The organism is Azospirillum sp., from assembly GCF_035628975.1.
Taxonomy (GTDB): domain Bacteria; phylum Pseudomonadota; class Alphaproteobacteria; order Azospirillales; family Azospirillaceae; genus Azospirillum.
Genome location: NZ_DASPIS010000100.1, coordinates 1 through 25,363, shown reverse-complemented (window position 1 = coordinate 25,363; position 25,363 = coordinate 1). Strand labels below are relative to the sequence as shown.

At 67.4% G+C, this 25,363-nt stretch carries 25 protein-coding genes; 21 read left to right on the top strand and 4 right to left on the bottom strand.

The window, feature by feature from the left end:
- Positions 1 to 33 precede the first annotated feature (33 nt).
- Together VD964_RS22215 and VD964_RS22210 are read right to left on the bottom strand one after the other, a co-directional pair.
- Positions 34 to 1,071 (bottom strand): branched-chain amino acid ABC transporter permease, encoded by a 1,038-nt coding sequence (locus VD964_RS22215; protein WP_324870676.1) that lies wholly within the window; start codon positions 1,069 to 1,071, stop codon positions 34 to 36.
- A 106-nt stretch (positions 1,072 to 1,177) separates the two neighbouring features.
- The gene (locus tag VD964_RS22210) at positions 1,178 to 2,332 is read right to left on the bottom strand and encodes an ABC transporter substrate-binding protein (RefSeq protein WP_324870675.1); all 1,155 of its coding nucleotides are present in this window, start codon (positions 2,330 to 2,332) and stop codon (positions 1,178 to 1,180) included.
- Between the two features lie 830 nt (positions 2,333 to 3,162).
- On the opposite strand from VD964_RS22210, the gene VD964_RS22205 reads away from it, so the two are divergent.
- The 10 genes from VD964_RS22205 (at position 3,163) to VD964_RS22160 (ending at position 11,284) form a co-directional block, all read left to right on the top strand.
- Positions 3,163 to 4,299 carry an amidase gene (locus VD964_RS22205; RefSeq protein ID WP_324870674.1) on the top strand — a complete coding sequence of 379 codons (1,137 nt, stop codon included), beginning with the start codon at positions 3,163 to 3,165 and terminating at the stop codon, positions 4,297 to 4,299.
- Positions 4,300 to 4,399: 100 nt separating this feature from the next.
- Positions 4,400 to 5,566, top strand: a complete 1,167-nt coding sequence (locus VD964_RS22200) for an acyl-CoA dehydrogenase family protein (protein WP_324870673.1) — start codon at positions 4,400 to 4,402, stop codon at positions 5,564 to 5,566.
- A gap of 21 nt (positions 5,567 to 5,587) precedes the next feature.
- Positions 5,588 to 5,947, top strand: a complete 360-nt coding sequence (locus tag VD964_RS22195) for a hypothetical protein (RefSeq protein ID WP_324870672.1) — start codon at positions 5,588 to 5,590, stop codon at positions 5,945 to 5,947.
- Complete coding sequence (locus VD964_RS22190; protein WP_324870671.1) at positions 5,944 to 6,471, top strand: nuclear transport factor 2 family protein; 528 nt, start codon at positions 5,944 to 5,946, stop codon at positions 6,469 to 6,471. The genes VD964_RS22195 and VD964_RS22190 overlap by 4 nt, the downstream gene beginning before the upstream one ends.
- A gap of 41 nt (positions 6,472 to 6,512) precedes the next feature.
- Positions 6,513 to 7,802, top strand: coding sequence for an aromatic ring-hydroxylating oxygenase subunit alpha (locus VD964_RS22185; RefSeq protein WP_324870670.1), 1,290 nt, complete (start codon positions 6,513 to 6,515; stop codon positions 7,800 to 7,802).
- A gap of 132 nt (positions 7,803 to 7,934) precedes the next feature.
- Positions 7,935 to 8,411 carry an aromatic-ring-hydroxylating dioxygenase subunit beta gene (locus VD964_RS22180; protein WP_324870669.1) on the top strand — a complete coding sequence of 159 codons (477 nt, stop codon included), beginning with the start codon at positions 7,935 to 7,937 and terminating at the stop codon, positions 8,409 to 8,411.
- A 14-nt stretch (positions 8,412 to 8,425) separates the two neighbouring features.
- A complete protein-coding gene (locus tag VD964_RS22175) occupies positions 8,426 to 9,166 on the top strand; it encodes an SDR family NAD(P)-dependent oxidoreductase (protein ID WP_324870668.1) in 741 nt (246 codons plus the stop codon).
- Positions 9,167 to 9,178: 12 nt separating this feature from the next.
- Complete coding sequence (locus tag VD964_RS22170) at positions 9,179 to 10,141, top strand: PDR/VanB family oxidoreductase (protein ID WP_324870667.1); 963 nt, start codon at positions 9,179 to 9,181, stop codon at positions 10,139 to 10,141.
- 17 nt (positions 10,142 to 10,158) lie between these two features.
- A complete protein-coding gene (locus tag VD964_RS22165) occupies positions 10,159 to 10,671 on the top strand; it encodes a flavin reductase (RefSeq protein ID WP_324870666.1) in 513 nt (170 codons plus the stop codon).
- A 34-nt stretch (positions 10,672 to 10,705) separates the two neighbouring features.
- A complete protein-coding gene (locus VD964_RS22160) occupies positions 10,706 to 11,284 on the top strand; it encodes a hemerythrin domain-containing protein (RefSeq protein ID WP_324870665.1) in 579 nt (192 codons plus the stop codon).
- 22 nt (positions 11,285 to 11,306) lie between these two features.
- Here VD964_RS22160 and VD964_RS22155 read toward each other — a convergent pair whose 3' ends face one another.
- On the bottom strand, positions 11,307 to 12,245 hold the full coding sequence (locus VD964_RS22155) for a LysR substrate-binding domain-containing protein (protein WP_324870664.1): 939 nt from the start codon (positions 12,243 to 12,245) through the stop codon (positions 11,307 to 11,309).
- Between the two features lie 146 nt (positions 12,246 to 12,391).
- Here VD964_RS22155 and VD964_RS22150 point away from each other — a divergent pair, with 146 nt between their 5' ends.
- From VD964_RS22150 to VD964_RS22110, 9 genes are all read left to right on the top strand, one after another.
- On the top strand, positions 12,392 to 13,369 hold the full coding sequence (locus VD964_RS22150) for a tripartite tricarboxylate transporter substrate binding protein (RefSeq protein ID WP_324870663.1): 978 nt from the start codon (positions 12,392 to 12,394) through the stop codon (positions 13,367 to 13,369).
- A 22-nt stretch (positions 13,370 to 13,391) separates the two neighbouring features.
- Positions 13,392 to 13,871 (top strand): tripartite tricarboxylate transporter TctB family protein, encoded by a 480-nt coding sequence (locus tag VD964_RS22145; protein WP_324870662.1) that lies wholly within the window; start codon positions 13,392 to 13,394, stop codon positions 13,869 to 13,871.
- Between the two features lie 7 nt (positions 13,872 to 13,878).
- Entirely contained in the window at positions 13,879 to 15,378 is a 1,500-nt protein-coding gene (locus VD964_RS22140; RefSeq protein WP_324870661.1) for a tripartite tricarboxylate transporter permease, read from the top strand.
- A 58-nt stretch (positions 15,379 to 15,436) separates the two neighbouring features.
- Positions 15,437 to 16,201, top strand: coding sequence for an aldolase/citrate lyase family protein (locus tag VD964_RS22135; RefSeq protein ID WP_324870660.1), 765 nt, complete (start codon positions 15,437 to 15,439; stop codon positions 16,199 to 16,201).
- 68 nt (positions 16,202 to 16,269) lie between these two features.
- Entirely contained in the window at positions 16,270 to 17,238 is a 969-nt protein-coding gene (locus VD964_RS22130) for a tripartite tricarboxylate transporter substrate binding protein (RefSeq protein WP_324870659.1), read from the top strand.
- A gap of 10 nt (positions 17,239 to 17,248) precedes the next feature.
- Positions 17,249 to 17,713, top strand: a complete 465-nt coding sequence (locus tag VD964_RS22125) for a tripartite tricarboxylate transporter TctB family protein (RefSeq protein ID WP_324870658.1) — start codon at positions 17,249 to 17,251, stop codon at positions 17,711 to 17,713.
- Between the two features lie 13 nt (positions 17,714 to 17,726).
- Positions 17,727 to 19,226: a tripartite tricarboxylate transporter permease gene (locus VD964_RS22120; protein WP_324870657.1), complete on the top strand. Its 1,500-nt coding sequence runs from the start codon at positions 17,727 to 17,729 to the stop codon at positions 19,224 to 19,226.
- A gap of 25 nt (positions 19,227 to 19,251) precedes the next feature.
- Positions 19,252 to 20,247 (top strand): tripartite tricarboxylate transporter substrate-binding protein, encoded by a 996-nt coding sequence (locus tag VD964_RS22115; RefSeq protein ID WP_324870656.1) that lies wholly within the window; start codon positions 19,252 to 19,254, stop codon positions 20,245 to 20,247.
- Between the two features lie 127 nt (positions 20,248 to 20,374).
- Positions 20,375 to 21,487, top strand: a complete 1,113-nt coding sequence (locus tag VD964_RS22110; RefSeq protein WP_414637230.1) for an SMP-30/gluconolactonase/LRE family protein — start codon at positions 20,375 to 20,377, stop codon at positions 21,485 to 21,487.
- Positions 21,488 to 21,506: 19 nt separating this feature from the next.
- Here VD964_RS22110 and VD964_RS22105 read toward each other — a convergent pair whose 3' ends face one another.
- Positions 21,507 to 22,538, bottom strand: coding sequence for a LacI family DNA-binding transcriptional regulator (locus VD964_RS22105; RefSeq protein ID WP_324870655.1), 1,032 nt, complete (start codon positions 22,536 to 22,538; stop codon positions 21,507 to 21,509).
- Between the two features lie 505 nt (positions 22,539 to 23,043).
- On the opposite strand from VD964_RS22105, the gene VD964_RS22100 reads away from it, so the two are divergent.
- Together VD964_RS22100 and VD964_RS22095 are read left to right on the top strand one after the other, a co-directional pair.
- Positions 23,044 to 24,318, top strand: coding sequence for an MFS transporter (locus VD964_RS22100; protein ID WP_324870654.1), 1,275 nt, complete (start codon positions 23,044 to 23,046; stop codon positions 24,316 to 24,318).
- 47 nt (positions 24,319 to 24,365) lie between these two features.
- The coding region (locus tag VD964_RS22095) for a mannonate dehydratase (protein WP_324870653.1) at positions 24,366 to 25,363 on the top strand (998 nt) is incomplete at its 3' end.

Below are 25,363 nucleotides of genomic sequence, written 5' to 3'. Positions count from 1 at the left end.
TTGCAGCGGGAGTTTTGGAAAGAACGCCGGGCTTCATTCCTCGTCCTCCGCGCCATGGTGGGAGAGGGAGCGCCAGACCAGCACCGGAAGGATCAGCGTGAATACGATCACCTCCTTGTAGCTGCTGGCCCAGAAGGTGGAGAAGGATTCGGCCTGCCCGATCAGCAGGGCGCCGAGTGCGGCGACCGGGTAGCTCGCTAGCCCGCCGATGATGGCGCCGACGAAGCCCTTCAGGCTGATGATGAAGCCGCTGTCGTAGTAGATCGTGGTGATCGGCGCGATCAGGATGCCGGACAGGCTGCCGATCAGCGCCGCCAGCGCGAAGCTGGCCTTGCCCGCCAGTTCCGGCGAGATGCCGACCAGCTCGGCCCCCAGCCGGTTGACCGCGGCAGCGCGCAGCGCCTTGCCGTACAGGCTGCGCTCGAAGAACAGGTAGAGGCCCAGGATCAGCGCCAGCGACACCGCCACCACCCAGATGGTCTGGCTGTTCAGCATCACCATGCCCAGCCTGAGGCCGCCGTCGGAGAAGGGCTCCGTCCGCGCGCCTTCCGGCCCGAACATCAGCAGGCCGACGCCGACCAGCACGACATGCACGGCGATGGACACGATCAGCAGAACCAGCGGGTGCGCCGCGGCGATCGGCTGGTAGAAGACGCGATAGAGCGCCAGCCCCAGCGGCACGATCAGCGCCATGGTGACCAGCGCCTGCAGCGCGACGCCGGCATCGGCCAGCGGCAGCAGCGTCGTCAGCGCGGTCAGCCCCGCGGCATAGGCGAGACCCAGCGCCGGCCCGCGCCGCACCGCGATGCGGCCGTCGCGCCGCCATGCGGCGTGGCTGTCCATGACCAGCGCGGCAGCGGACAGCGCCAGCAGCAGCCAACCCAGCCGGACCGGGGTTCCGCCCTGCATCGCCGCCATGGTCAGGGCAGCGAAGGCGACGAACTCGCCCTGGGGAATCAGAAGGATGCGGGTCACCGTGAAGACCAGCAGGATCGACAGTGCCAGCAGCGCATAGATGGCGCCGTTGGTGATCCCGTCCTGGCCCAGCAGCATGACGATCTGGAGGTTCATGACCGGTATCCCTTCGCTCCGGCGGCGGCCCCGGTTATGGACTCTGGGCCGGGTCCGCCGCCGGATCACTTCACGAGGTCATCTCACGGGCGGTGCGCCGCACGGCTCACTTCACAAGCGTCCACTTGCCGCCGGACACGGTGATCAGCTCCCGGCCGCGCTCGTCGAAGCCGCTGTGGTCGGCGGCGGTCAGGTTGTAGACGCCTTGGGTCGCCGGCAGCTCCTTCACCTGCTCCAGCGCATCGCGGAGCGCGCTGCGGAAGGCGGCCGATCCCGGCTCCCCGCCCTTCAGAGCGACGGGGATGGCGCGCTCCAGCAGCAGGCCGGCGTCATAGACGTTGGCACCGAAGGTGGCGGGCTTGGAGCCGTTCTGCTTCTCGTAGGCCGCGACATAATCGCCGGCGATCTTCTTCGACGGATGGCTGTCGGACACCTGGTCCAGCACCAGCATCAGGCTGGCGGCCAGGATCGTGCCCTCCACCTTCTTGCCGCCCAGCTTCAAGAAGTCGGGCAGCGCCGCACCATGCGTCTGGTAGATCTTGCCGCGATAGCCCTGGTCGTAGAGCGTCGTCTGCGGCAGCACCGAGGAACTGCCGGGGGCGGCGATCAGCACCGCGTCGGGCGAGGCCGACAGGATCTTCAGCCCCTGCGCGGTCAGCGAGGTATCCTGCCGCTGAAAGCGTTCGCTCGCCAGCAGCTTGATGCCGCGCTTGGCCGCACCCTCGCCGAACACCTTCTGCCAGTTGTCGCCGTAGGGATCGGCGGTGCCGATGAAGCCGACCGACTTGATGCCGGCTTTTTCCATATGGGCCAGCAGCGCCTCGGCGATCAGGTCGTCGTTCTGGGTGGTCTTGAACACCCATTTCTTCTGCTCGGTCATCGGCAGAACCACGGCGGCAGTGCCGACCGGTGCCAGCATCGGCACGCCGGCCTCAGAGGCGAACTGGATCACGCCCATGGCGTTGGGCGAGCCGGACGGGCCGATGATGGCGTCGACCTTCTCCTCGGTGATCAGCTTCTTGAAGGCGGCGACGGTGGCCGTCGGGTCGCTGCCGTCGTCGAGCGTGATGTACTGCACCGTCTGGCCGCCGACGCTGGCCGGCAGCAGAGGCACGCTGTTCTTCTGCGGAATGCCGACCAGCGCGATGGGGCCGGTCGAGGAGGTCACCACGCCGACCTTCACCTGCGCGGCGGCCGGCAGGGCGGCGCCGACCGCGAACGCCCCGAACAGCAGCGAAACCGCCAGCTTCTTTGCAATCACCACACCCTCCATTTCGTGTTGCCGCCATTTCGTGTAGCCGTCTGTCCTGGTCCGACGAGCTTTTCGCCGCCGGACCCGCCGGGCCGGTGCGGCCGGTTCCAGAAGGAGCCCCCTGCCGCCCAACCTCTTGTTCTGTCGAAAGGAACAAAGCAAAGACCGCGCCAATGAAAACGGCGGCGCTGCCGCGTCAATCAGCCAATACAGCGACAATAGGAGACGCGAACATTTATCGGATACCCCGCAGGAACGAAGATCGGAAGGACATGAGGAAACGAAGACGCTTCCGCATCACACCGGCCAATATTGCCCGGCAGCTTTGTTCTTTTGGGGGTTCGATGGCGTCGACACCACGCACCACCGGTGAAATCCTGTGGTGGTCACGTCCGGTGCCGGCCGCTCTTGTCGCCCATTAAGCCAGAGTTCCGTGAATCCGCAATCGAATTTTCAAGAAAAACTGCCCATTTTTTGGCACTCGAATGCATGCTTTGCAGGCGAACTCCCACCCAGCACGGCGATCAGGTACTTTGGAATGAGGCCTTATCCGGAAAGTACGAAGTTTCGGAAAACTCCTTTTTCATCAGTGTGATGAAGAAAGCGCCCCGTCGATCCCGTTCCGCTTGCCCGCCCGCGTCACCGCCAAAGCACTGCTCGGATTTTGTGCTTTGCCGCCAAAAATTATTTTCCCAAAGTCAATTGACTATTCACGTTTCTCACCGTTAGGCTTTGGGCATCCCATCCACCCCTAACGGCTCCGATCCCGGCGGCGTATGACAAGCCCGGTGTCGTGTGAGTCCTCGGGGAGTCCGGTTCGACCGGGGAAGGCATTGCCCATGACCATCTTCGTTCAATCGCTCGACCTCGCCGGCGACGCCACCAAGCGCGACACGGCGCCAACGGTCGCGATCAAGGACAGCATCGACATCGCCGGCACGCCGACGCGCGCCGGCAGCCGGTCGCTGGACGACGCTCCGCCGGCTGCGGGAAACGCCGAAATCGTGGACAATCTGCTCGCCGCCGGCTGGCGGATCACCGGCAAGACCACGATGCACGAGCTGGCCTTCGGCACCACCGGCATCAACCGCTGGGCCGGCACCGCGCCCAACCCGAAATTCCCCGATTTCGTGCCCGGCGGATCATCCAGCGGGTCGGCCGCCGCCATAGCCGCGGGCTTGGCGGATGCCGCGATCGGCACCGATACCGGCGGCTCCGTCCGCATTCCCGCCGCCTGCTGCGGCGTGTTCGGGCTGAAGCCGACCTTCGGGCGGGTCAGCCGCCGGGGCGCGATGCCGGCCCGGAGCACGCTGGACTGCGTCGGCCCCTTCGCCCCCGACATGAAGCGGCTGGTCGCCTGCATGGCGGCCATCGACCCGACCTTCGGCCCGCTGCCGGCCATCGATGGCGTTATCATCGGCCTATTGGAAACGGACGCCGACGACGGCATCGCCGCCGCCGTCCGTGCCGCGGCCGAAGCCGCCGGCCTTCCGGTGGAACCCGTCGCCCTGAACGGCATGCACGCCGCCTTCGAGGCCGGACTGTCGGTCATTAATGTCGAAACCTGGGCCGCCTGCGCCGCCCTGGTGGAAACCGGTCTGGTGGGCGAGGACGTGGCGTTCCGCCTGCGCAACGCCGCCCGCACCACGGCGGAGGATCTGGCCCGCGCCGAAGCGGTCCGCACCGCCTTCACCGCGGAGGTCGATGCGCTGCTGGCGCGGGTGCCCATCATCGCGCTACCGACCATGGCCGGTCCGCCGCCGCTGGTGGCGGATGCCGGCGACACCAGCCGGCTGGTCCGCATGACCACTCTGGTCCGCCCCTTCAACCTGTCCGGCCACCCGGCCATCGCCATCCCGCTCGCCCCCGTCGCCGGCGCGCCGGCCAGCCTGCAGCTGGTCGCCGCCAAGGGCGAGGACGAGCTGCTGTGCGCGGTCGCGGCCCACATCGCCAAGCGATTGCCCAATCCAGCCTAGCCGCTTCAGGACCAACACCTCATTCCCCGACGCCATGGACGGAGCCGCGCTCCGAATGCGGACGCGCGCCCTCCCTCCATCCCTTGCCATGGAGATCCCGATGTTGGTGACTCTGCCCGCGCAGACACAGGACGGCGGCCGGAGCTTCGACGACGCTCTGCTTGCGGAGCTTCTGACCGAGATCCGCAGCCGACGCGCCGAATTCGAACAGCAGCAGTTCATCTCCCAGGACATCGTCGAACGCTACCGCGCGCTCGGTGTCTACCGCGCCCTGGTCGCCCGGCGCTTCGGCGGCGACGAACGCTCACCGGCCGAGTTCTGCCGGCTGGTGGAGCGCATCGCCGAGGCCGACGGATCGGCCGGCTGGGTCGCCAGCTTCGGCATCGGGGCGGTCTATCTGTCGGCCCTGCCGCTCGACACGCTGCGCAGCCTCTACGCCCGCGGACCCGACCTCGTCTTCGCCGGCGGCATCTTCCCGCCGCAGCCGGCGGTCTTCGTCGATGGCGGCCTGAAGGTGAAGGGCCGGTGGAGCTGGGCCAGCGGTTGCATGGGCGCCGATATCGTCGGCGTCGGCATCGCGCCGAAGAACAGCGACGGCACCGGCGGTCTGCCGCGCATGGCGGTGATGCCGCGCAGTAAGGTCAAGATCGAACGCAACTGGGATGTCGTCGGGCTGCTCGGCACCGGCAGCCACGACCTCGTGGTCGACGACGTGGTGGTGCCGGAGGAATGGACCTTCGTACGCGGCGGCAAATCGGCGCTGGAGGAGCCGCTCTACCGCTATCCCACGCTGGCCTTCGCGGCACAGGTCCTGTCGGTCGTCTCTCTCGGCATCGCGCGGGCAGCCCTGGACGAGCTGCGCTCCATGGGGTCGCGCGCGTCGGTCACCGGCGCGCCGAAGCTGGGCGAGCGGGTCGCCTCGCAGTTGGAGACCGCGAAGCTGGAGGCCGAACTGCGCGCAGCCCGCTCCTGGTTCTACGGCGCCATCGACGAGGTGTGGCAATGTCTGCTGGCCGGCGACGATCCGGCGCCGGATCAGGTCAGCATGCTGCGCCTGTCGGCCACCCACGCCACCCGCACCGCCGCCGAGGTGACGCGCCGGGCGCAAATGCTGACCGGGATGGCCGGCGTCTACGAGCGCTGCCCGATCGCGCGGCAGGTCCGCGATGTCCAGATGATCACCCAGCACGCCTTCCTCGGCGACGTCACCTACCAGAACGCCGGCGCCATGCTGTTCGGCCTGTCCCCCCTGCCCGGCTATCTCTGACCCCCACCCCGGAGACCTTCCATGAGCGACAAGAAGCCCCTGCGCGTTCTGTTCTGCATCGGCGTCAACCAGAACTTCTTCGACGCGACGGCGGAGGAGGCCAAGCAGGTCTGGGGCGCCTTCTCCAGCATGATGCGCGGCATCGGCGAGCTGCCGGGCGTGACGGTTCTGGGCAACATGGACGACGACCAGATCATGGTCGGCCCCTCCACCAACTGGCCCTGGACCACCTATGTGCTGGCCGACGTGCCGGACATCGAGACGGTGACCGCGGCCTGCAACCTGTTCCGCGTTACCCCCGTCGGCGACGGCACCTTCAAGCTGTGGAAATACTGCCGCGTCGAGGCCCGCGTCGGCCGCGAGCTGGTGATCCCGCAATGACCGCCGCCCTCCCCGCCGAAGTCCTCGATCTGCAGGCACGCCTCGCCCGCTTCGAGGCGGAGGCCGCCGTCCGCGCCTGCATGGTCCGCTATATGGCGCTGTGCGACGCGCTGACCCCGGCGACGCCGCTGGACGAGCTTGCCGGCCTGTTCACGCGCGACGCGGTGTGGGAGGGCATCGGTGAGAAATACGCGAAGACCTTCGGCCGGATCATCGGCCGCGCGGCCCTGCGGGGGATGTTCGCCAGATACATGCTCGAACCCTCCCACTTCGCGCTGAACGTCCATTTCCTGACCTCCGAGCTGATCAGCATCACCGGTCCGGAATCGGCGGAGGGCAGCTGGATCATGCTGCAGACCTCGACCTTCACCGCCGGCGGATCGCACCTGAACGCCGCCCGGCTGACGGTGGATTTCCGGCTGGAAGAGGGCGCCTGGCGCATGAGCCATTTCCGCACCGAAAACCTGTTCAGCCGCCCGGTCGACGGCTGGAACCGCACCGACCCGGTTCCGGTCCCGGAGTGATCCCCCTTCCTCTCCGCCCCCAAGACGGAAAGACCATAGCAATGGCCATTGACCTCAAAGCTCCGCCCGCCTCCCCTACGGCAGCGTCGCGCGATCTTGCCGACCTCGTCCGCGCCGACCGCGCCCACACCTCGCTCTACACCGACCCGGCGATCTTCGAGCAGGAGATGGACCGCATCTTCGCCAACTGCTGGGTCTGGGTCGCCCATGTAAGCGAGGTGAAGGAGGCCGGCGACTACAAGTCCACCTATGTCGGCCGCCAGCCGGTGGTGGTGGTGCGCGACCGCAAGCAGAAGATCCACGTCCTGCTGAACCGCTGCCGCCACCGCGCCGCCACGGTCTGCGAGGAGAAGAAGGGCCGGACCAACAGCTTCGTCTGCCCCTATCACGGCTGGAGCTACGGCCTGGACGGCAGTCTGCGCGGCGTGCCGCATCCGGAAAGCTACGGCCAGTGCCTCGACAAGGGCGAATATCCGCTGAAGAGCCTGCGGGTCGAGGAATATGCCGGCATGGTCTTCGCCACCTTCCGCGAGGACATCGAGCCTTTGGCCGATTGGCTCGGCCCGGCGAAGAAGTGGATGGACCTGTTCATGAAGCAGGGCGGCGGCTATCCGATCAAAGTGGCCGGCGAGCACCGCTTCCGCTTCCCCGGCAACTGGAAGATCCAGCTGGAGAACACCACCGACGGCTATCACTTCCCGGTCGTCCACAAATCCTTCCTGTCCTCGGTCGACGAGCAGACCGAACGCATGCTGGACTTCGTTAACGGCCCCGGCTTCGTCGAGGATCTCGGCAACGGCCATAGCGTCATGGTGATGATCCCCGAGCTGGTGGATCTGGAGGAGAATCTCGACGCCCCCATCCCCGCCCGCTTCGAGGAACTGGCGGAGGAACTGCGCCGGGAGGGGCATGACGAGGCCAAGGTGCGCCGCATCGTCCGCGCCGTCGGCGGGTCGGGCTTCAACCTGAACCTGTTCCCGAACATCGCCTGCTCGATGGCCTTCTTCCGCGTGCTGCGCCCGGTGTCGGTGAACGAGACCGAGATCCACCACGCCGTCATCACCATGGACGGCGGTCCCGCAGCGGGCAACCGCGCCCGCCTTCGCCTGCACGAGCATTTCCAGGGCCCGATGGGCTTCGGCACGCCCGATGACTCCGAAGCCTGGGAGCGGGTGCAGAAGGGCGCCCAGGCCGGCACCGACCTGTGGATCCTGCTGAACCGCGGCCTGCCCGGCGAGCGCATCACCGAAGACGGCCGCGCCGGCGACGTCAGCGCCGAGACCGGCATGCGTGCCGCCTATCAGCAGTGGAAGAAGCTGATGACGGAGTGAGGGGGGTATCCCTGCATGCCCCCTCCCTCCCACGGCTGCGCCGCGGGTCCCTCCCTCTCCCGCGAAGCGGGGGAGGGTTAGGGAGGGGGCAATGGCCCCGCCACCCCCTGACACCCCCCGGAGACACACCCCATGAACACCCAACTCCTCACCGAGGTCAGCGCCTTCCTCTGGCAGGAGGCCGACATGCTCGACCACCGCGACTATCAGGACTGGCTGGCGCAATGGACCGCCGACGGCCTCTACATCGTGCCGATCGATCCCGAGGCAACGGACCTCGCCGACCGGCTGAACTACGCCTATGACGATGCCGACATGCGGGCCAAGCGCGTCGCCCGCCTGACCAGCGGCGAGTCCGTCTCGACCCAGCCGGCCTCGCGCACGGTGCGCTCGCTGTCGCGCTTCCGCATCCTGGCCGACGACGGCGCCGCCATAACGGTGCGCGCCGCCCAGCATCTGTGCGAGTTCCGCAAGGAGACGCTGCGCGACTACACCGCCGACGTGACCTACGAACTCGCCCGCAGCGGTGACGGGTTCCGGCTGAAGAGCAAGATCGTCCGGCTGGTGAACTCCACCGACGCGCTGCACAGCATCGGCTACATCCTCTGACAGGAGTCCACGGGATGGCACAGGTCGCTCTCGTCACCGGCGCGGCCCAGGGGCTGGGCCGGGTCATCGCCGAACAGTTCCTCGCCGCCGGCTACCGCGTCGCCCTCACCGACGTCGCGGAGAACGCGGTGCGGGAGGCGGCGGCAAGCCTGGATCCGTCGGGCGAGGCGGTGCTGCCGCTGGTTCTCGACGTCACCCGCAAGGCGGATTTCGCCGCGGCGCTCGATGCCGTGCTGGCCTGCTGGGGCGCGCTGCATGTGGCGGTCAACAACGCCGCGATGACGCCGATGACCCCGGTCATGCAGATCACGCCGGAGGAATTCGACGCGGTGCTGACCGTCAACCTGCGCGGCACCTTCCTCGGCTGCCAGGTGTTCGGCGCCCATCTGGCGAAGGCCGGCTACGGCCGCATCGTCAACATCGCCTCGCTGGCCGGGCAGAACGGCGGCACGGCGTCGGGCGCCCATTACGCCTCCTCCAAGGCCGGCATCCTGACGCTGACCAAGATCTTCGCCCGCGAACTGGCGGCCGGCAACGTCACCGTCAACGCCATCGCCCCCGGCCCGATGGAGCTTCCCTCCGTCCGCGCCTCGGTTCCGCCGGAACGGCTGGAGACGCTGATCGGCATGATCCCGGTGAAGCGGCTGGGCAACCCCGCCTTCGTCGCCCGGATGGCGGTGGAACTGGCCTCGCCGGATGCGGATTTCACCACCGGTGCGGCCTGGGACATCAACGGCGGCATCTTCATGCGCTGAGGAAAGACGGTCATGACGACGCAAGACAAGCTGACGCTGACGGTGGCCCGCCGCCGGGTCGAAGGGAACGGGGTGCTGCTGCTCGACCTCATCGACAGGACCGGCAACCCGCTGCCGCCCTTCGAGGCTGGGGCGCATGTCGACCTGCATCTGGCGCCGGGTCTGGTCCGGCAATATTCGCTGTGCGGCGACCCGGCCGACCGCAGCCGCTACCGGCTGGGCATCCTGCGCGACCCCGCCTCGCGCGGCGGCTCGGTGGCGGCGCATGAGGGCTTGCAGGAGGGGGCGGAGGTCGCGGTCGGCCTGCCGCGCAACCTGTTCCCCCTGGCGGTCGATGCCGCCCATTCCATCCTGATCGGCGGCGGCATCGGCATCACCCCGATGATCGCCATGGCCCACGCCCTGGCGGCCTCCGGCGGCAGTTTCGAGCTGCATTACTGCGGCCGCAGCCGTGACGCCTGCGCCTTCCTGGGCGAACTGGCCGAAGCGGCGTTCCACGACCGCAGCGCGCTGCATCTCGACGACGGCCCGGCCGGCCAGCGCCTCGACCTGCCCGCCCTGCTCGGCAACGCGCCCGCCGGCACGCACCTCTATGTCTGCGGCCCGACCGGCTTCATGGACTGGGTGATCGGCGAGGCGACGCGCCTCGGCCTGCCCACCGAGCACATCCACCGCGAATATTTCCAGGTTGAGGTCGCCACCGGCGGCGGTGCCTTCGAGGTGGTGGCGAAGCGCAGCGGCAAGACCGTGCAGGTGGCGGAGGACGAAACGATCGTCCAGGCGCTCGGCCGCATCGGCATCAAGGTGCAGATGTCCTGCGAACAGGGCGTCTGCGGCACCTGCCTGTGCACCGTGCTGGAGGGCATTCCGGACCACCGCGACGTCTTCCTGACCGAAGAGGAGAAGGCCGACAACGACCAGATCCTGCTCTGCTGCTCGCGCGCCCGCACCGACACGCTCGTCCTCGACATCTGAGACTAAGGACTTCCCCCATGGTTGAGGTTTCCCGCTTCCGCAACGGCATGTCGATGCTGACCGGTGCCGTGAACATCATCACCACCGCCGGTCCCGGCGGCCGGGCCGGCTTCACCGCCACCGCGGTGTGCAGCGTGACCGACCAGCCGCCGACCCTGCTGGTCTGCCTGAACCAGTCGTCCTTCGTGCATCGGGCCTTCACGGAGAATGGCGTGCTGTGCGTCAACCCGCTCTGCGGCGGGCAGCAGTCCCTGTCGGAGGTCTTCTCCAACCGCAGCCTGTCGGCCGACGAGCGCTTCCCCCATGCCGACTGGACCAGCCTGGAAACCGGCAGCCCGGCGCTGGCCGGCGCACTGGTCAATTTCGACTGCCGCATCGTCGACACCCACAGCGTCGGCACCCACAGCGTCTTCTACTGTCAGGTCGTCGACATCCGCCAGCGCGAGGCCAGCGGCAATGATCATCTCGGCCTCGTCTACTTCAACCGCGCCTACCACCGGCTGGGCGACGCCTCGCGCGCGCTGCCCTGATCCTCACCACCCAGATCGGGGAGACCGACCCAGCATGGACGCCATCCGCATCATCAAGGACGAGCATTTCGCCATCGCCGCGGTGCTGCACGCCCTGCGCCACCAGATCCGCGCCATCCGCAGCGGGGCATCCCCCGACTTCCCCCTGCTGCGCGCCATCCTCGACTACATCGTCACATACCCTGACCACTGGCACCACCCGAAGGAGGACCGCTTCCTCTTCGCCGCGGTCCGCCGCCGCGCGCCGGAAGCCGAAGCCCTGCTGGCCAAGCTGGAGCGCGAGCACGCGCTGGGCTATCCGATGATCGAGATGCTGAAACGCCAGCTGGTCTGCTACGAGGCCGGCGACGACGGCGCGGCGGAGGATTTCTTCGCCACCGCCGAACGCTACGCCACCCTGGAATACGCCCATCTCCAGACCGAGGAGGAACAGCTTCTCCCCCTGGCCGAACGGGTTCTGACGGAGGAGGATTGGCGGGAGATCGACGCCGCCTTCCGCGAGAACGACAATCCCCTGTTCGGCATCAAGCCGAAGGAGGAGGCGGAGCGGCTCTACCAGCGCATTCTCGATCTGGCCCCGCCGCCGATCGGCTACGGGCGCCAATTCGCATAGGCCGGCATCCGATTTGGGAACATCATCCGGCGACCGATGGTGAGCAGGCGGAGGGTTGTCCGCGCGTCCGGCGTTCGCCGGCGATTTCGCGCAGGACCGTCTGCACCGTCGCCATGGCGGGGTTGGCGTTTCTCGGGCGCCAGACCGCGTGCAGTTCCACGATCGGATGCGCATCGCCCGCAAGCGGCCGCAGCACCACCCCCTGGAAACCCAGATTGAGCGCCGCGCGCGGCACCAGCGCCAGCCCGATTCCCGCCTTCACCAGCCCCAGGATCGTGTGGATCTGGCTGATGTGCTGCGCATAGCGCGGGCGGACCCCGGCGCTGGTGAAGAGGGTGGCGAGCAAATCGTAGAAGTAACGCGCCTCGTAGGGCGAATAGGCCACCATCGGCTGGTGGTCGAGGTCGGTGATCGAAACCTCCGGAAGCGTGGCCAGAGGATGGCCTTCCGGTGCGGCCAGCACCAGCGGTTCGCGCACCACGCACAGCGAGTCGAATTCGCGGCGGTTGTAGGACGGACGGATCAGGCCGATGTCGATCCGCCCGGCCGTCAGCGATTCCAGCTGGTCGGCCGACACCATCTCCTTCAGATCCAGATCGATGCCCGGCGCCTTCTCCCGCAGCGTCTGGATCAGCCGCGGCAGGAATTCATATCCGGAGGCCGCGGTGAAACCCAGCGTCACCGTGCCCTCCTCGCCGATCGCCGTCCGCCGGGCGGCCAGGGCGGCGCCCTCCGCCAGCCGAAGAAGCCGGCGCGCTTCCGGCAGGAAGTTGTGCCCCGCCCGCGTTAGGGTGACGGACCGGCTGGTGCGGTCCAGAAGCCGGACGTCCAGCGCGTGCTCCAGCAGCTGTATCTGACGGCTGAGCGGCGATTGCGTGAGATTCAGGCGCGCAGCGGCGCGGCCGAAATGCAGTTCCTCGGCGACCGCAACGAAGCATCGGAGATGGCTGAGTTCGAACATCGATCCAAAAATGGCATCGATCGATGCGCAGAACAACTCATTAAGCAACGACAGTCCGTGTAACATACCATCAACGCTGCGAACAAAAATGTGCCGCCGACCACAGGCACGACACGCGCGAAAACCGCCAAGTGGAGGAAATGCCGATGAAGTTTCGTCGACTGGGGGCGGCCGTCGCCGCCCTGGCGCTGTGCGGCGCCATCATTCCCACCCTCGTACAGGCACAGTCGTTCGACCGCCCGGTGCGCATCGTCGTTCCCTTCGCGCCCGGCGGCACGTCCGACATTCTCGCCCGCCTCATCGGCCCCAAGCTGTCCGAAGCCGTCGGCCAGCCGGTGGTGGTGGAGAACAAGCCGGGTGCCGCCGGCAACATCGGCGCCGATGCCGTGGCGAAGGCCCGGCCGGACGGGCATACGCTCCTGCTGATGGACATCGGCTCGCTGGCGGTGGCGCCCAGCCTGTTCCCGGATCTGTCCTACGACGTGCAGAAGGATCTGGCGCCGGTCGGAATGGTGATGTTCGGCCCCTATGTGCTGGCGGTGCATCCGTCCGTGCCGGCCAAGACCGTTCCCGAACTGGTCGCCTACGCCAAGGCCAACCCCGGCAAGCTGGCGGTTGCCAATTCCGGCGTCGGCGCACTCAACCACATCACATCCGTGGCCCTGGCCCGCGATCTCGGCATCGACTGGAAGGCCGTGCCCTACAAGGGCGGCGCTGCGGCGTCGCGCGCGGTCGTGTCCGGCGAAAGCACGGTGATCATCAACGGCGCCACGGCGACGCTGCCCTTCGTGACGTCCAAGCAGCTCGTTGGGATCGCCGTGACCGGCGACGGCCGGCTGCCCACCCTGCCGGAGGCGCAGACCTTCAAGGAGGCCAAGCTCCCGCTGTCCGACGCCGGGACATGGCAGGCCATCCTGACCACCGGCAAGACCCCGCCGGAGGTGATCTCCAAGCTGAATGCCGAGCTTCAGAAGATCCTGGCGATGCCGGAGATCAAGGAGAAGGTCGCGGAACAGGGCGGCATGGTGCGCCCCGGCACGCCGGACGACGTCAAGGCCTGGCTCGCCGCCAACATCGAGTCCTGGGGCGACATCGTCCGTGCCGCGGACATCAAGTCCAACTGACCAGCTTCACCGGACATTCGCCATGCCCCATTTCGACATGTCCCAGCTCCGGCCGCAGGGGCGGCGGCTCGACTGGCCCGACCTTCTGTTCGGCGTATTCCTGATCGCGGTGTCGGCGGGCGCCTTCGCCGCAACGTCGAGGCTTTCCGGCGGCTCCGCAGCCGATATGGGACCCGGCTACATGCCGCGTGCCATCGCGCTGATCCTGCTCGGCTTCGGTCTGTTCTTCGCCGGCCGCGGCCTGATGCGTGGACATACCGGCATCGAACGGGTGCAGATGCGGCCGATGCTGGGGATCGCCGTCGCCGTGGGCGCCTTCGCGCTCCTGATCGAGGACGCCGGTCTGGTGGCGGCCTCCTTCTCGGCGGTCCTGCTGGCCGCCGCCGCCAGCCGCGAGAGCCGCCTTTTCGAAGTCATCCTGTTCGGCCTGTGCGTCACCGCCGGGGCGGTCCTTCTGTTCGTGAAGGCGCTCGCCCTGCCGGTCCCCATCTGGCCCTGGTAGGCGCCCCATGGAGCTGTTCGACAATCTCCTGCTCGGCCTGTCCACGGCCCTGCAATTCAACAACCTGCTCTATTGCCTGATCGGCGTCGTCATCGGCACGGCCATCGGCGTGCTGCCCGGCATCGGTCCCATCCCGACGGTGGCTCTGCTGCTGCCCTTCACCTTCGGGCTGCCGCCGGAATCGGCGCTGATCATGCTCGCCGGCATCTTCTACGGCGCGCAGTATGGCGGTTCCACCACGGCCATCCTGGTGAATGTGCCGGGAGAGACATCCTCGGTCGTCACCTGCCTGGATGGGCACGCGATGGCACGCCAGGGGCGGGCGGGTCCGGCGCTGGCCATCGCCGCCGTGTCGTCCTTCTTCGCGGGAACCGTCGCCACCATCGTCATCGCGCTGCTCAGCCTGCCGCTGGCCGCGCTGGCGCTGAAATTCACCGCGGTGGAGTATTTCAGCCTGCTGGTCCTCGGCCTGCTCGCCGCCGTCGTTCTGGCCCATGGTTCGGTGTCGAAGTCGCTGGCGATGGTGTTTCTCGGGCTGCTGCTCGGGACCATCGGGATCGACGTGAATTCCGGTGCCGCCCGCATGACCTTCGGCATCCCGGCCCTGTCCGACGGGCTCGATTTCGTCCCGGTGGCGATGGGCATGTTCGGGCTGGCCGAGATCATCGCCAACCTGGAGCGTAACGAAGTCCGGCAGGTGGTCAGCCAGAAGCTGCGCGACCTCGTGCCGACGCGCGCCGACCTCAAGGCGGCCTTCCCCGCCATGCTGCGCGGCACCGCCATCGGCTCGGCGCTGGGCGTGCTGCCGGGCGGGGGTGCGGCGCTGCCGCCCTTCACCGCCTATGCGCTGGAAAAGAAGATCGCCCGCGATCCCCAGCGTTTCGGCAAGGGCGCCATCGAAGGTGTCGCCGGGCCGGAGGCGGCGAACAACGCCGGGGCGCAGACCAGTTTCATCCCGCTGCTGACCCTCGGCATTCCGGCCAACGCGCTGATGGCGCTGATGATCGGCGCGCTGATGATGCAGGGCATCCAGCCCGGTCCGCAGGTGATGACCGAACAGCCGGCGCTGGTCTGGGGCGTCATCGCCAGCATGTGGACCGGCAACCTGATGCTGCTGATCATCAACCTGCCGCTGGTCGGGTTGTGGGTCTCGATGCTGAAGATCCCCTACCGCCTGCTGTTCCCGGCCATCGTGCTGTTCTGCTGCATCGGCACCTACGGCATTTCCAACAGCGCCTTCAACGTCTGGCTCATGCTGGGCTGCGCGGCGGTCGGCTACTTCTTCATCAAGGTGGGCGTGGAGCCCGCGCCGCTGCTGCTCGGCCTCGTGCTCGGCCCGCAGCTGGAAGAGAATTTCCGCCGCGCCATGCAGCTGTCCGACGGCGACCCTTCGGTCTTCCTCACCCGCCCGATCAGCGCCGTCCTGCTCGCGGTCGTCGCGGTCCTGCTTCTCGCCATGCTGTCCCCCGCCGTTTTGCGCAAACGCACCGAAGCGCTGGCGGAATAGGCAGGCGAACCCGTCAACCCCCATCGACTTCAACCCCCATCGAAAGGCACGCCGTCCCGTGGACCTCCGCACCAATTCCTTCAAGCGCGCCATCCAGGCCGGCCAAAAGCAGATCGGCTTCTGGAACAGCATGGCCAGCCCCACCGCCACCGAGATCCTGGCGGGTTCCGGCTTCGACTGGCTGCTGCTCGACGCCGAACACGCGCCCAACGACGTGCCGGGCATCCTGGCGCAGCTGCAGGCGATGATGGAGAACACGACGCATCCGGTCGTCCGTATTCCGGACAACGATCCGATCGTCATCAAGCGCCATCTCGACATCGGCGTGCAGTCCTTCCTGATCCCGATGATGGAGACGGTCGAGGAGGCCGAGGCCGCGGTCGCCGCCACGCGCTTTCCACCCGACGGCATCCGCGGCTTCGCCGGGGCCAGCCGGGCCTCGCGCTTCGGCCGGGTGAAGGACTATCACCGCCGCGCCCACGAGGAGATCTGCATCCTCGTGCAGATCGAGACCCGCAAGGGCCTCGACAATCTGGAGGCCATCGCCGCGGTGCCGGGCATCGACGGGCTGTTCATCGGTCCGGGCGACCTGTCGTCCGACCTCGGTTATCTCGGCGACCAGGGCAACCCGGAGATCGTCGAACTGATCGAGAAGACCATCGGCCGGATCGTCGCCGCCGGCAGCCGGGCCGGCATCCTCACCGCCGACGAAACGCTGGCGCGCCGCTACATGGCCGCCGGCTGCGTCTACACCGCCGTCGGCATCGACACCGGCCTGCTCGCCCGCACCACCGAGGCGATCGCCCGGAAATTCAGGGACTGAAAACGACATCGGACATGACCGCCGATCGCCGGCGGCAGTCAAAAAACAAAGTGGAACAGGGAGGAACCATGAAGACCTTGCCGCTTCTCACCATGGCCGCGCTCGCCGCGGTGCTGTCCGTGCCTGCCCTCGCCGACTATCCGGACAAGGCGCTGACGATGATCGTGCCCTTCCCGCCGGGGGGCGCGTCGGACACCACGGCGCGGCTGATCGGACCGAAGCTCACCGAGGCGGTCGGCCAGCCGGTCGTCGTCGAGAACCGGCCCGGCGCCAACGGCTCCATCGGGGCGGCGCAGATCGCGCAGGCGAAGCCGGACGGCTATTCGCTGCTGGTCGCCTCGATCGGCGTCTACGCCATCAATCCGGTGCTCTACAAAGGGCTGAAATACGATCCCAGAAAGAACTTCGACCTGCTGACGGTGGCGGTGCGCACGCCGAACGCGCTGGTGGCGACGCCCAATCTTCCGGTCAACACCGTCGCGGACCTGATCGCCCATCTGAAGAAGAACCCGGAGGCGGTGACCTTCGCATCCTCGGGCACCGGCTCATCGGACCATCTGACCGCGGCGCTGTTCTGGCAGCAGACCGGCACCACCGGCCTTCATGTGCCCTACAAGGGCGGCGGACCGGCCATCACCGACCTGATCGGCGGCCATGCCGAGGTGTCATTCCAGAATCTCGGCGTCGTCACCGGCCACATCAAGGCAGGCAAGCTGAAGCTGCTCGCCGTCACCAGCGACAAGCGCATCCCCGCCTTCCCCGATACGCCCACCATGGCGGAGGCCGGCGTCGCCGGCATCGAGGTCTATTCCTGGCAGGCCGTCGCCGCCCCCGCCGGGCTGCCGAAGGAGGTGAAAGCCAAGCTTGAATCCGGCCTTACCGGCGCGCTGGCCGCCCCCGACGTCAAGGGCCGGTTCGAGGAGGCGGGCTTCGAGGTGGTCGGCACCGGCAGCGCCAAGTTCTCGCAGTTCCTCGACGCCGAACTGGCGCGCTGGAAGTCGGTGGTGGAGACCGGGAACATCACCCCGGACCAATAAGGCAAATCCGATGACGACCTGTTCGCGCAATCCCAAGGATCTCTACGCGGGCGTCATCTACATCGCCGTCGGGCTGGCGGCGGTGTGGATCGGCCGCGACTATGCCCCCGGGACCGGCAGCCGCATGGGACCCGGCTATTTCCCCACCGTGCTCGGCTGGCTGCTGGCCGTCTTCGGCGTGTTGTCCGTCCTCCGGTCCTTCATCCAGGACGGCGGGCCGATCGGCGCCGTCGCCTGGAAGGGGCTGGCGCTGGTGGCGGGAGCAACCGCGCTGTTCGGCCTGCTGCTGGAGCCGGCCGGGCTGATCCCGGCACTGCTGGCCCTGATCCTGGTCAGCGCCGCGGCCAGCCGTATGTTCCGCTTCGACATCCGCGCCGCAGCGGGGCTTGTGGCCCTGCTGGCCTTCTGCGCGCTGGTCTTCGTCAGGGGGCTGGGCGTGCCGATGGCGCTGCTCGGCCCCTGGTTCACCGGATGAGCGGGAGGCCACCATGGACATCCTGGCAAATCTCGCGCTCGGCTTCCAGACCGCGCTGGGCCTCTCCAACCTCGCCTACTGCCTGCTCGGCGTGTTCCTGGGCACCGCCATCGGCGTGCTGCCGGGGCTGGGGCCGGTCGCCACCATCGCCATGCTGCTGCCCGTCACCATCGGGCTGCCGCCGGAATCCGCCCTGATCATGCTGGCCGGCATCTATTACGGTGCGCAATATGGCGGCTCGACCACCGCCATCCTGGTCAATTTGCCGGGCGAATCCTCCTCGGTGGTGACGGCGCTCGACGGCTATCAGATGGCACGCCAGGGCCGGGCGGGCACGGCGCTCGCCACTGCCGCCCTCGGTTCCTTCTTCGCCGGCACGGTGGCGACGGTGCTGCTGGCGCTGTTCGCGCCGCCGCTGGCCGATCTGGCGCTGAAGTTCGGTCCGGCCGAATATTTCTCGCTGATGGTGCTGGGGCTGGTGGCGTCCATCGTGCTGGCGCAGGGCTCGCTGCTGCATGCCCTGGCGATGATCGTCATGGGCCTGCTGCTCGGCCTGATCGGCACCGACGTGAACTCCGGCACCGCGCGCTACACCTTCGACCTGCCGCAGCTGGCCGACGGCATCGGCTTCGTCATCGTCGCCATGGGCGTGTTCGGCATCGCCGAGATCGTCGCCAATCTGGAGAACGAGGCGACGCGGACCACCATGGTGAAGAGCGTCACCGGCCTGCTTCCCTCCAAAGGCGACCTGAAACGCATCGTGGCGCCGGTCCTGCGCGGCACGGCGCTGGGATCGCTGCTCGGCATCCTGCCGGGCGGCGGGGCGATGCTGGCCTCCTTCGCGGCCTACTCCATGGAAAAGAAGGTTTCCAGCCATCCGGAAGAGTTCGGCAAGGGCGCCATCGAGGGCGTCGCCGCACCGGAGGCCGCCAACAATGCCGGGGCGCAGACCTCCTTCATCCCGATGCTGACGCTGGGCATCCCGTCGAACCCGGTGATGGCGCTGATGATCGGGGCGATGATCATCCAGGGCATCCAGCCCGGCCCGTCGGTGATGACCGAACAGCCGGCGCTGTTCTGGGGGATCATCGTCTCGATGTGGGTGGGCAACCTGTTCCTGCTGGTGCTCAACCTGCCGCTGATCGGGCTGTGGGTTCGGATGATCGCGGTCCCCTACCATCTGCTCTATCCGGCGATCCTGGTGTTCTGCGCCATCGGCGTGTTCAGCTTGAACAACTCGGTCTTCGACATCTTCCTGATGGCCGGGTTCGGGGTGCTGGGCTACGTCTTCCGCAAGCTCGACTGCGAACCGGCGCCGATGCTGCTGGGCTTCATCCTGGGACCGATGATGGAGGAGAATCTGCGGCGGGCGCTGCTGATCTCCAAGGGCGACCCGATGGTGTTCGCGACGCGCCCGATCAGCGCGGCCATGCTGGTGGTGGCGCTGGCTCTGCTGGTGACGGTCCTGGCGCCCGCGGTCCGGCGCAAGCGCGAGGAAGCCTTCCAGGAGTGATACCCGTTTCCAAGGAGTGACCGTCATGTCGCCGAAGACCCTGTTCTCCCTGGGAGCCACCCTGTCAGCCTCCCTCGTGCTGCTCGTGACGGCCTGCCTGCCCGTCCAGGCCGCGGAGCGGGCCGGGCCGCCCCTGACCATCGTCGTTCCCTTCGCGGCCGGCGGCCCCACCGATGCGCTCGGTCGCGCGCTGGCGACGGCCATGGCCGACTCCCTGGACCGCAAGGTGCTCGTCCGCAATGTGGATGGGGCGGGCGGCACCGTGGGCGCCGAGCGGGTCGCGAAGGCCGGCCCCGACGGCAACACGCTGCTGCTGTCGAACATCGGGCATGCCACCAGCATGTGGCTCTACACGGCGTTGCGCTACCACCCGGTCGATGATTTCGCCCCCATCGGCATGGTGGCCGAGGTGCCGATGACGCTGGTCGCGAAGCCGGGCCTGAAGGCTGCCACGGTCGAGGAGTTCAAGGCGCTGGTCCGGACGGAGGGAAACCGGCTGTCCATCGCCAACGCCGGCGTCGGCTCGGCCTCCTACCTGTGCGGGCTGCTGCTGATGGACATGCTGAAGACCGAACTGACCAGCGTCCCCTATCGCGGAACCAAACCGGCGGTGATGGACGTGATGAACGGACATGTCGATCTGCTCTGCGACCAGACCACCCACACCTTGCCGCTGATCAGGTCCGCCCGCCTGAAGGTGCTGGGGGTCAGCGCCAAGGCCCGGACAGCGGAGCTGCCGCAGGTGCCGACCCTCGACGAGGCGGGGCTGGCCGGCTTCGACCTGACGGTCTGGCATGGCCTCTACGCACCGAAGGGCACGCCGCTGGAAACGGTCGCCGCGCTCGTGGCGGGACTGCGGGAAGCGCTGGCGAACCCGAGCCTGACGGCGGCTTTCGCCGGCCGCGGCGCCCGCCCGGCCTCACCCGGTGACGCGCAACCCGACGCCCTGCAGGCCCAACTCGCCAGCGAGGTGCAGCGCTGGGGGGAGATCCTCCGCAAGGCGGCCATCTACGTGGAATGACTTTTCCCGCATGACCCTTCCGCTGCCGGCCGGCGCGCGGAAGGGCAAGGACACGGAAGGCGACCGCTTCCCGTGAGCCGGCGATCCATGCCCAAAAATCCTATGCTGAAACTCCGGAGGAGACATCATGACCACATTCTCCACCCTCGGTCGGCACACCCTCGGCCGGCGCCGCTTCCTGCAGGTCGCCGGCGCCGGTGCGGCCATGGCCGCCGGCAACGCCTTCGCCCAGGCGATCCCGTTCACGCCGAACGCCCGCTACCCCGACCCGGCCGTCCAGATCCTGGACCCGAGTTTCGCCAAGTACCGCATCTACAGCAGTTCGGTGGAGCAGGTGGCCACCGGCTTCCGCTGGGCCGAGGGCCCGGTCTATTTCCCGGAGACGGGCACGCTCCTGTTCAGCGACATTCCCAACAACCGCATCATGAGTTTCGACGAGAAGACCGGAAAGACCACGGTGTTCCGCGAAAACGCCAATTATGCCAACGGCAACGCCCGCGACCGGCAGGGGCGGCTGGTCACCTGCGAGCATTCGGTGACCCGGCGGGTGGTCCGCACCGAGAAGAGCGGCGAGATCACCGTGCTCGCCGAGTCCTATCAGGGCAAGCGCCTGAACGCGCCCAACGACGTGGTGGTCAAGTCGGACGACAGCGTCTGGTTCACCGATCCCCTGTTCGGCATCAACGGCGAATGGGAAGGGTTCAGGGCGAAGCCGGAGCAGGAAACCACCAACGTCTACCGCATCGCCTCGGACGGCCGCATCGCGGCGGTGGTCACGGACCTCGTGAATCCCAACGGTCTGGCCTTCTCGCCCGACGAGAGCAAACTCTACGTGGTGGAATGGAAGGGCACGCCCAACCGCAGCGTCTGGAGCTTCGACGTCGGCAAGGACAACACGCTGTCCAACAAGACCAAGCTGATCGACGCGGCCGATTTCGGGGCGCTGGACGGCTTCAAGGTCGACCGCGACGGGAACCTGTGGTGCGGCTGGGGAAGCAACGGCGCCCTACAGGCCGAACCCACCCAGGTCGGCGGCCGCATGGTCTATCCGTTGAAGGGAAAATCCGAAGACCTGGACGGCGTGATGGTTTTCAACCCCCAGGGAAAACCCATCGCCTTCATCAAGCTGCCTGAGCGCTGCGCCAACCTGACCTTCGGCGGGCCGAAGAACAACCGGCTCTACATGGCGAGCTGCCACTCCGTCTACGCCCTGTATGTGGAGGCGCACGGGGCGGTCTGACCCGGCTCTAGATCGTCGATCAGGCGGTGGCCCGTTCCACGATCTCGAATCCGACGTCGATGACTTTCTTGGTCACCCGGTTGCCTGCCAGTCGGGTCAGCAGGGCTTCGGCGGCCAAACGGCCGATCGCCGACCGATCGATGCGCACCGTGCTCAACGGCGGCGACATGTAGGCGGCGAAATCCAGGTCGCCGAAGCCGATAACGGCGATGTCCCCCGGGACCGACAATCCGCGGGCCTGCGCCTCCAGCACCACGCCATGCGCCATGGCGTCGGAACTGCACTGAATGGCGCCCTGGCGGAAGCCGCGGGCCAGCAGTTCTCCCAAGGCCTGCCGCCCCATGGCCATGGAGCTGGGGGCCTCGGTCGAAAGGCAGGTGACCTCCTGGATGCCATGCCGGGCCAGGGTCGCAACGAATTCGCGGGTGCGCAGCATGGCGCGCTCATCCTCGGCACTGATCGCCGCGAACTGACGGTAGCCCTTGTTATGAAGATACTCGGCGACACCCCGGCCAACCGCCTCATGGGAGAAGCCCACGGCCATGTCCACAGCCTTGTGCGACAGATCCCAGGTTTCGACGATCGGAATGTTGGCGGCGCGCAGCTGCCGGCGCGTCTGTGCCAGATGGCTGGTGCCGGTGAGATACAGGGCGTCCGGACGGCGGCTGAGGATGGCCTGCAGCAGTTCGCCCTCCCGCTCGGTCGGGTAGCCGGACAGCCCCAGCAGCATCTGGTAGCCGTCCAAAGCCAGCCGGTCGGTGAAGGCCTGGATCGCCCCGGAGAACAGCACATGCGTCAACGTCGGCACGACCGCGGCGACCACCTTGGTCCGGCTCGAGGCCAGTCCCCCGGCCAGCAGGTTGGGCACGTAGCCGGTTTCCGAAATGGCCTTGAGAACGATCTCCCGCAGTTCCGGTGTCACCGATTCGGGACGATTGATCACGCGGGAGACCGTCATCCTGGAAACGCCAGCCAGCGTCGCCACGGTTTCCAGCGTCGCCTTGCCGCTGGTCGGCCGTGTGCCACGGCTCCCGGCGGTCTTCGCCGGCATGACGTCTTTCTTGGCTGCACCCTGACGCGGGCGAATAACTGGTGTGTCGGACACGGCGTAAACCCCAGGATGTAGAGTCTAGATACGGCTTGCGACGGTTCGACGCAAGGACGTCCCGAGGACGGGCGGCGTGCCCAAGCCGGGGGTTGCCCGCAAACGTGCCGGTTACTGTCTCGGCCGATCCCCCCGGCGACTACCTCGATCGTTGGGCCAACGGAAAAAATCGTGGCAAAGCGCCGCAGGCTCTTGCGCCGGCCCGATGTTGAGTTTAGGAGTCACAGCGCTATTGTGAGCGGTAACAAGAGACATCAAGCGCTCTTCCAGCCATAAGAGAGCGCTCACATCAGAATCTTTCTCCCGATAAGCGCGCCTTAGAAAATAACAAACGGCAGCGCAGCATCGGGAATGGAGGCGCCACATGAGTGTCAACACAGTGATGGATCACAGCTCTGTCGCAGGCGCGGCAGCGGCAACAAAAACACGCATCCGTTGGACGATCGTTGTTATGCTGTTCGTCGTGACAGCAATCAACTACGCCGACCGCGCCGTCCTGGCCATCGCCGGCCCGGTTCTGTCCAAGGACCTCGGCATCAATGCCGCGCAGATGGGCTTCATCTTCTCCGCCTTCGGCTGGTCCTACGTGATCGGCCAGCTGCCGGGCGGCTGGCTGCTCGACCGCTTCGGCTCCAAATGGGTGTATGCGGCGAGCATCTTCACATGGTCGGTGTTCACCCTGTTCCAGGGCTTCGTCGGCTTCCTGACCGGCGCCGCGGCGGTGACAGCCCTGTTCGCGCTGCGCTTCGCCGTCGGCCTTGCGGAAGCTCCGTCCTTCCCCGGCAACAGCCGCGTGGTCGCCGCCTGGTTCCCCGGCCATGAGCGCGCCACGGCATCGGCCATCTTCAATTCGGCCCAGTATTTCGCCACGGTGATCTTCGCCCCGCTGATGGGCTGGCTCACCCACTCCTTCGGCTGGCCTTGGGCCTTCGGCTTCATGGGCGCCCTGGGTCTGGTCGTCTCCGGCATCTGGCTGAAGACCGTCTACAGCCCGGTCGAGCACCCGAAGATCAATCAGGCGGAGATCGACTACATCGCCGCGGGCGGCGGTCTGGTCAACATGGACGACGCCGCGAAGAAGAAGACCGATGCGGCGGGCGGCGCCAAGTGGGATTACATCCGCCAGCTGTTCGCCAGCCGGATGATGGTCGGCATCTTCCTCGGCCAGTTCTGCATCAATGCGATCACCTATTTCTTCATCACCTGGTTCCCGGTCTATCTGGTTCAGGCCCGCGGCATGTCGGTGCTCAGCGCCGGCTTCGTCGCCTCGATCCCCGCCATCTGCGGCTTTGCCGGCGGTATCCTGGGCGGCGTGCTGTCGGACGCCATGCTGCGCAAGGGCTTCTCGCTGACCGCGGCACGCAAGACGCCGATCGTTCTCGGCATGCTGCTGTCGATGAGCATGATCGCCTGCAACTACACCGACGTGCAGTGGATCGTGGTCGGTTTCATGGCTCTGGCCTTCTTCGGCAAGGGCATCGGCGCGCTGGGCTGGGCCGTCATGTCGGACTGCGCGCCCAAGGAGATCACCGGCCTGTCGGGCGGCGTCTTCAACATGTGCGGCAACATCTCGTCGATCAGCACGCCGATCATCATCGGCTACATCATCCAGACCTCGGGTTCGTTCAACGGCGCCCTGCTGTTCGTCGGCGCCAACGCCCTGGTCGCCGCGGTCAGCTATCTGGTCGTGGTCGGCGAGATCAAGCGCATGGAACTCAGGAAGTAAACGGCTCCGCCATCCCACGCTGAAGACGCATTCGAGAGGATTTCCCGATGTATATCGGCGAACAGTTGATCAACCCGACAGACAGCCGCCTGCGCCTGTCCGCCCAACTCGGCTGCAAGGGCATCGTCATCGACACCCGCCCCAACAACGCGGTGATCGGCGAGGACGGATTGTGGGATGCCGGCAAGGTCGCGGCGCAGCGCCGGTGGATCGAAAGCCATGGCATGCGCCTGGAAGGCATGGCGCTGGACGTCGGCTCCATCCTGCTCGACAGCCTGCGCGCGCCGGAAAAGGCGGCGGCCAAGGCGAAGGAGCTTCGCCGCAATATCCAAGCCGCCGCCGACGGCGGCGTGGACATGGTGAAATACACGGTCGCCATGGTCGGCATCACCCGCACCGGCGAGGTCGAGGGACGCGGCGGCATGCGCTGCTCCACCTTCAAGGCCGACGAGTACCGGGCGGAGAACGATGCCCGTTTCTCCTACTGGGGCACCGTGCTGCCGGACGACGAGGACGCGCGCGCCGGCGGCGCTGCCGAAACCTGCGGCCAGGTGATAGCCTCCCAGGCCGGCGGCATCTCCGAAGCGGACGGCTGGCGGGCCATCGAGTATCTGGTGGAAGCGCTGCTCCCCACCGCCGAGAAGGCCGGCGTCAAGCTCGCCTGCCACCCGCACGACCCCGCCTATCCGCCGGGCGGCCTGAACGGCGTGCATCATGTGCTGGGCTCGCTCGATGGACTGAAGCGCTTCGTCGCCCTGGCGCCGGAAAGCAGGTCGCTCGGCTTCAACTTCTGCCAGGGCACCATCGCCGAGATGTCGCGGAACCCGACCGAGACGGTGCTTGAAGCGATCCGCACCTTCGGTCCGCAGAACCGCATCTTCATGGTCCATTTCCGCAACATCAGGGGCGGCTACCTCGACTTCCGCGAAGCGATGCCGGACGAGGGGTCGGTCGACATGGCGGCCTGCATCCGTGCCTACCGCGAGGTCGGGTACAAGGGCGTCCTCTGCCCGGACCATGTCCCCTTCTCCGACGTGGATCCGGA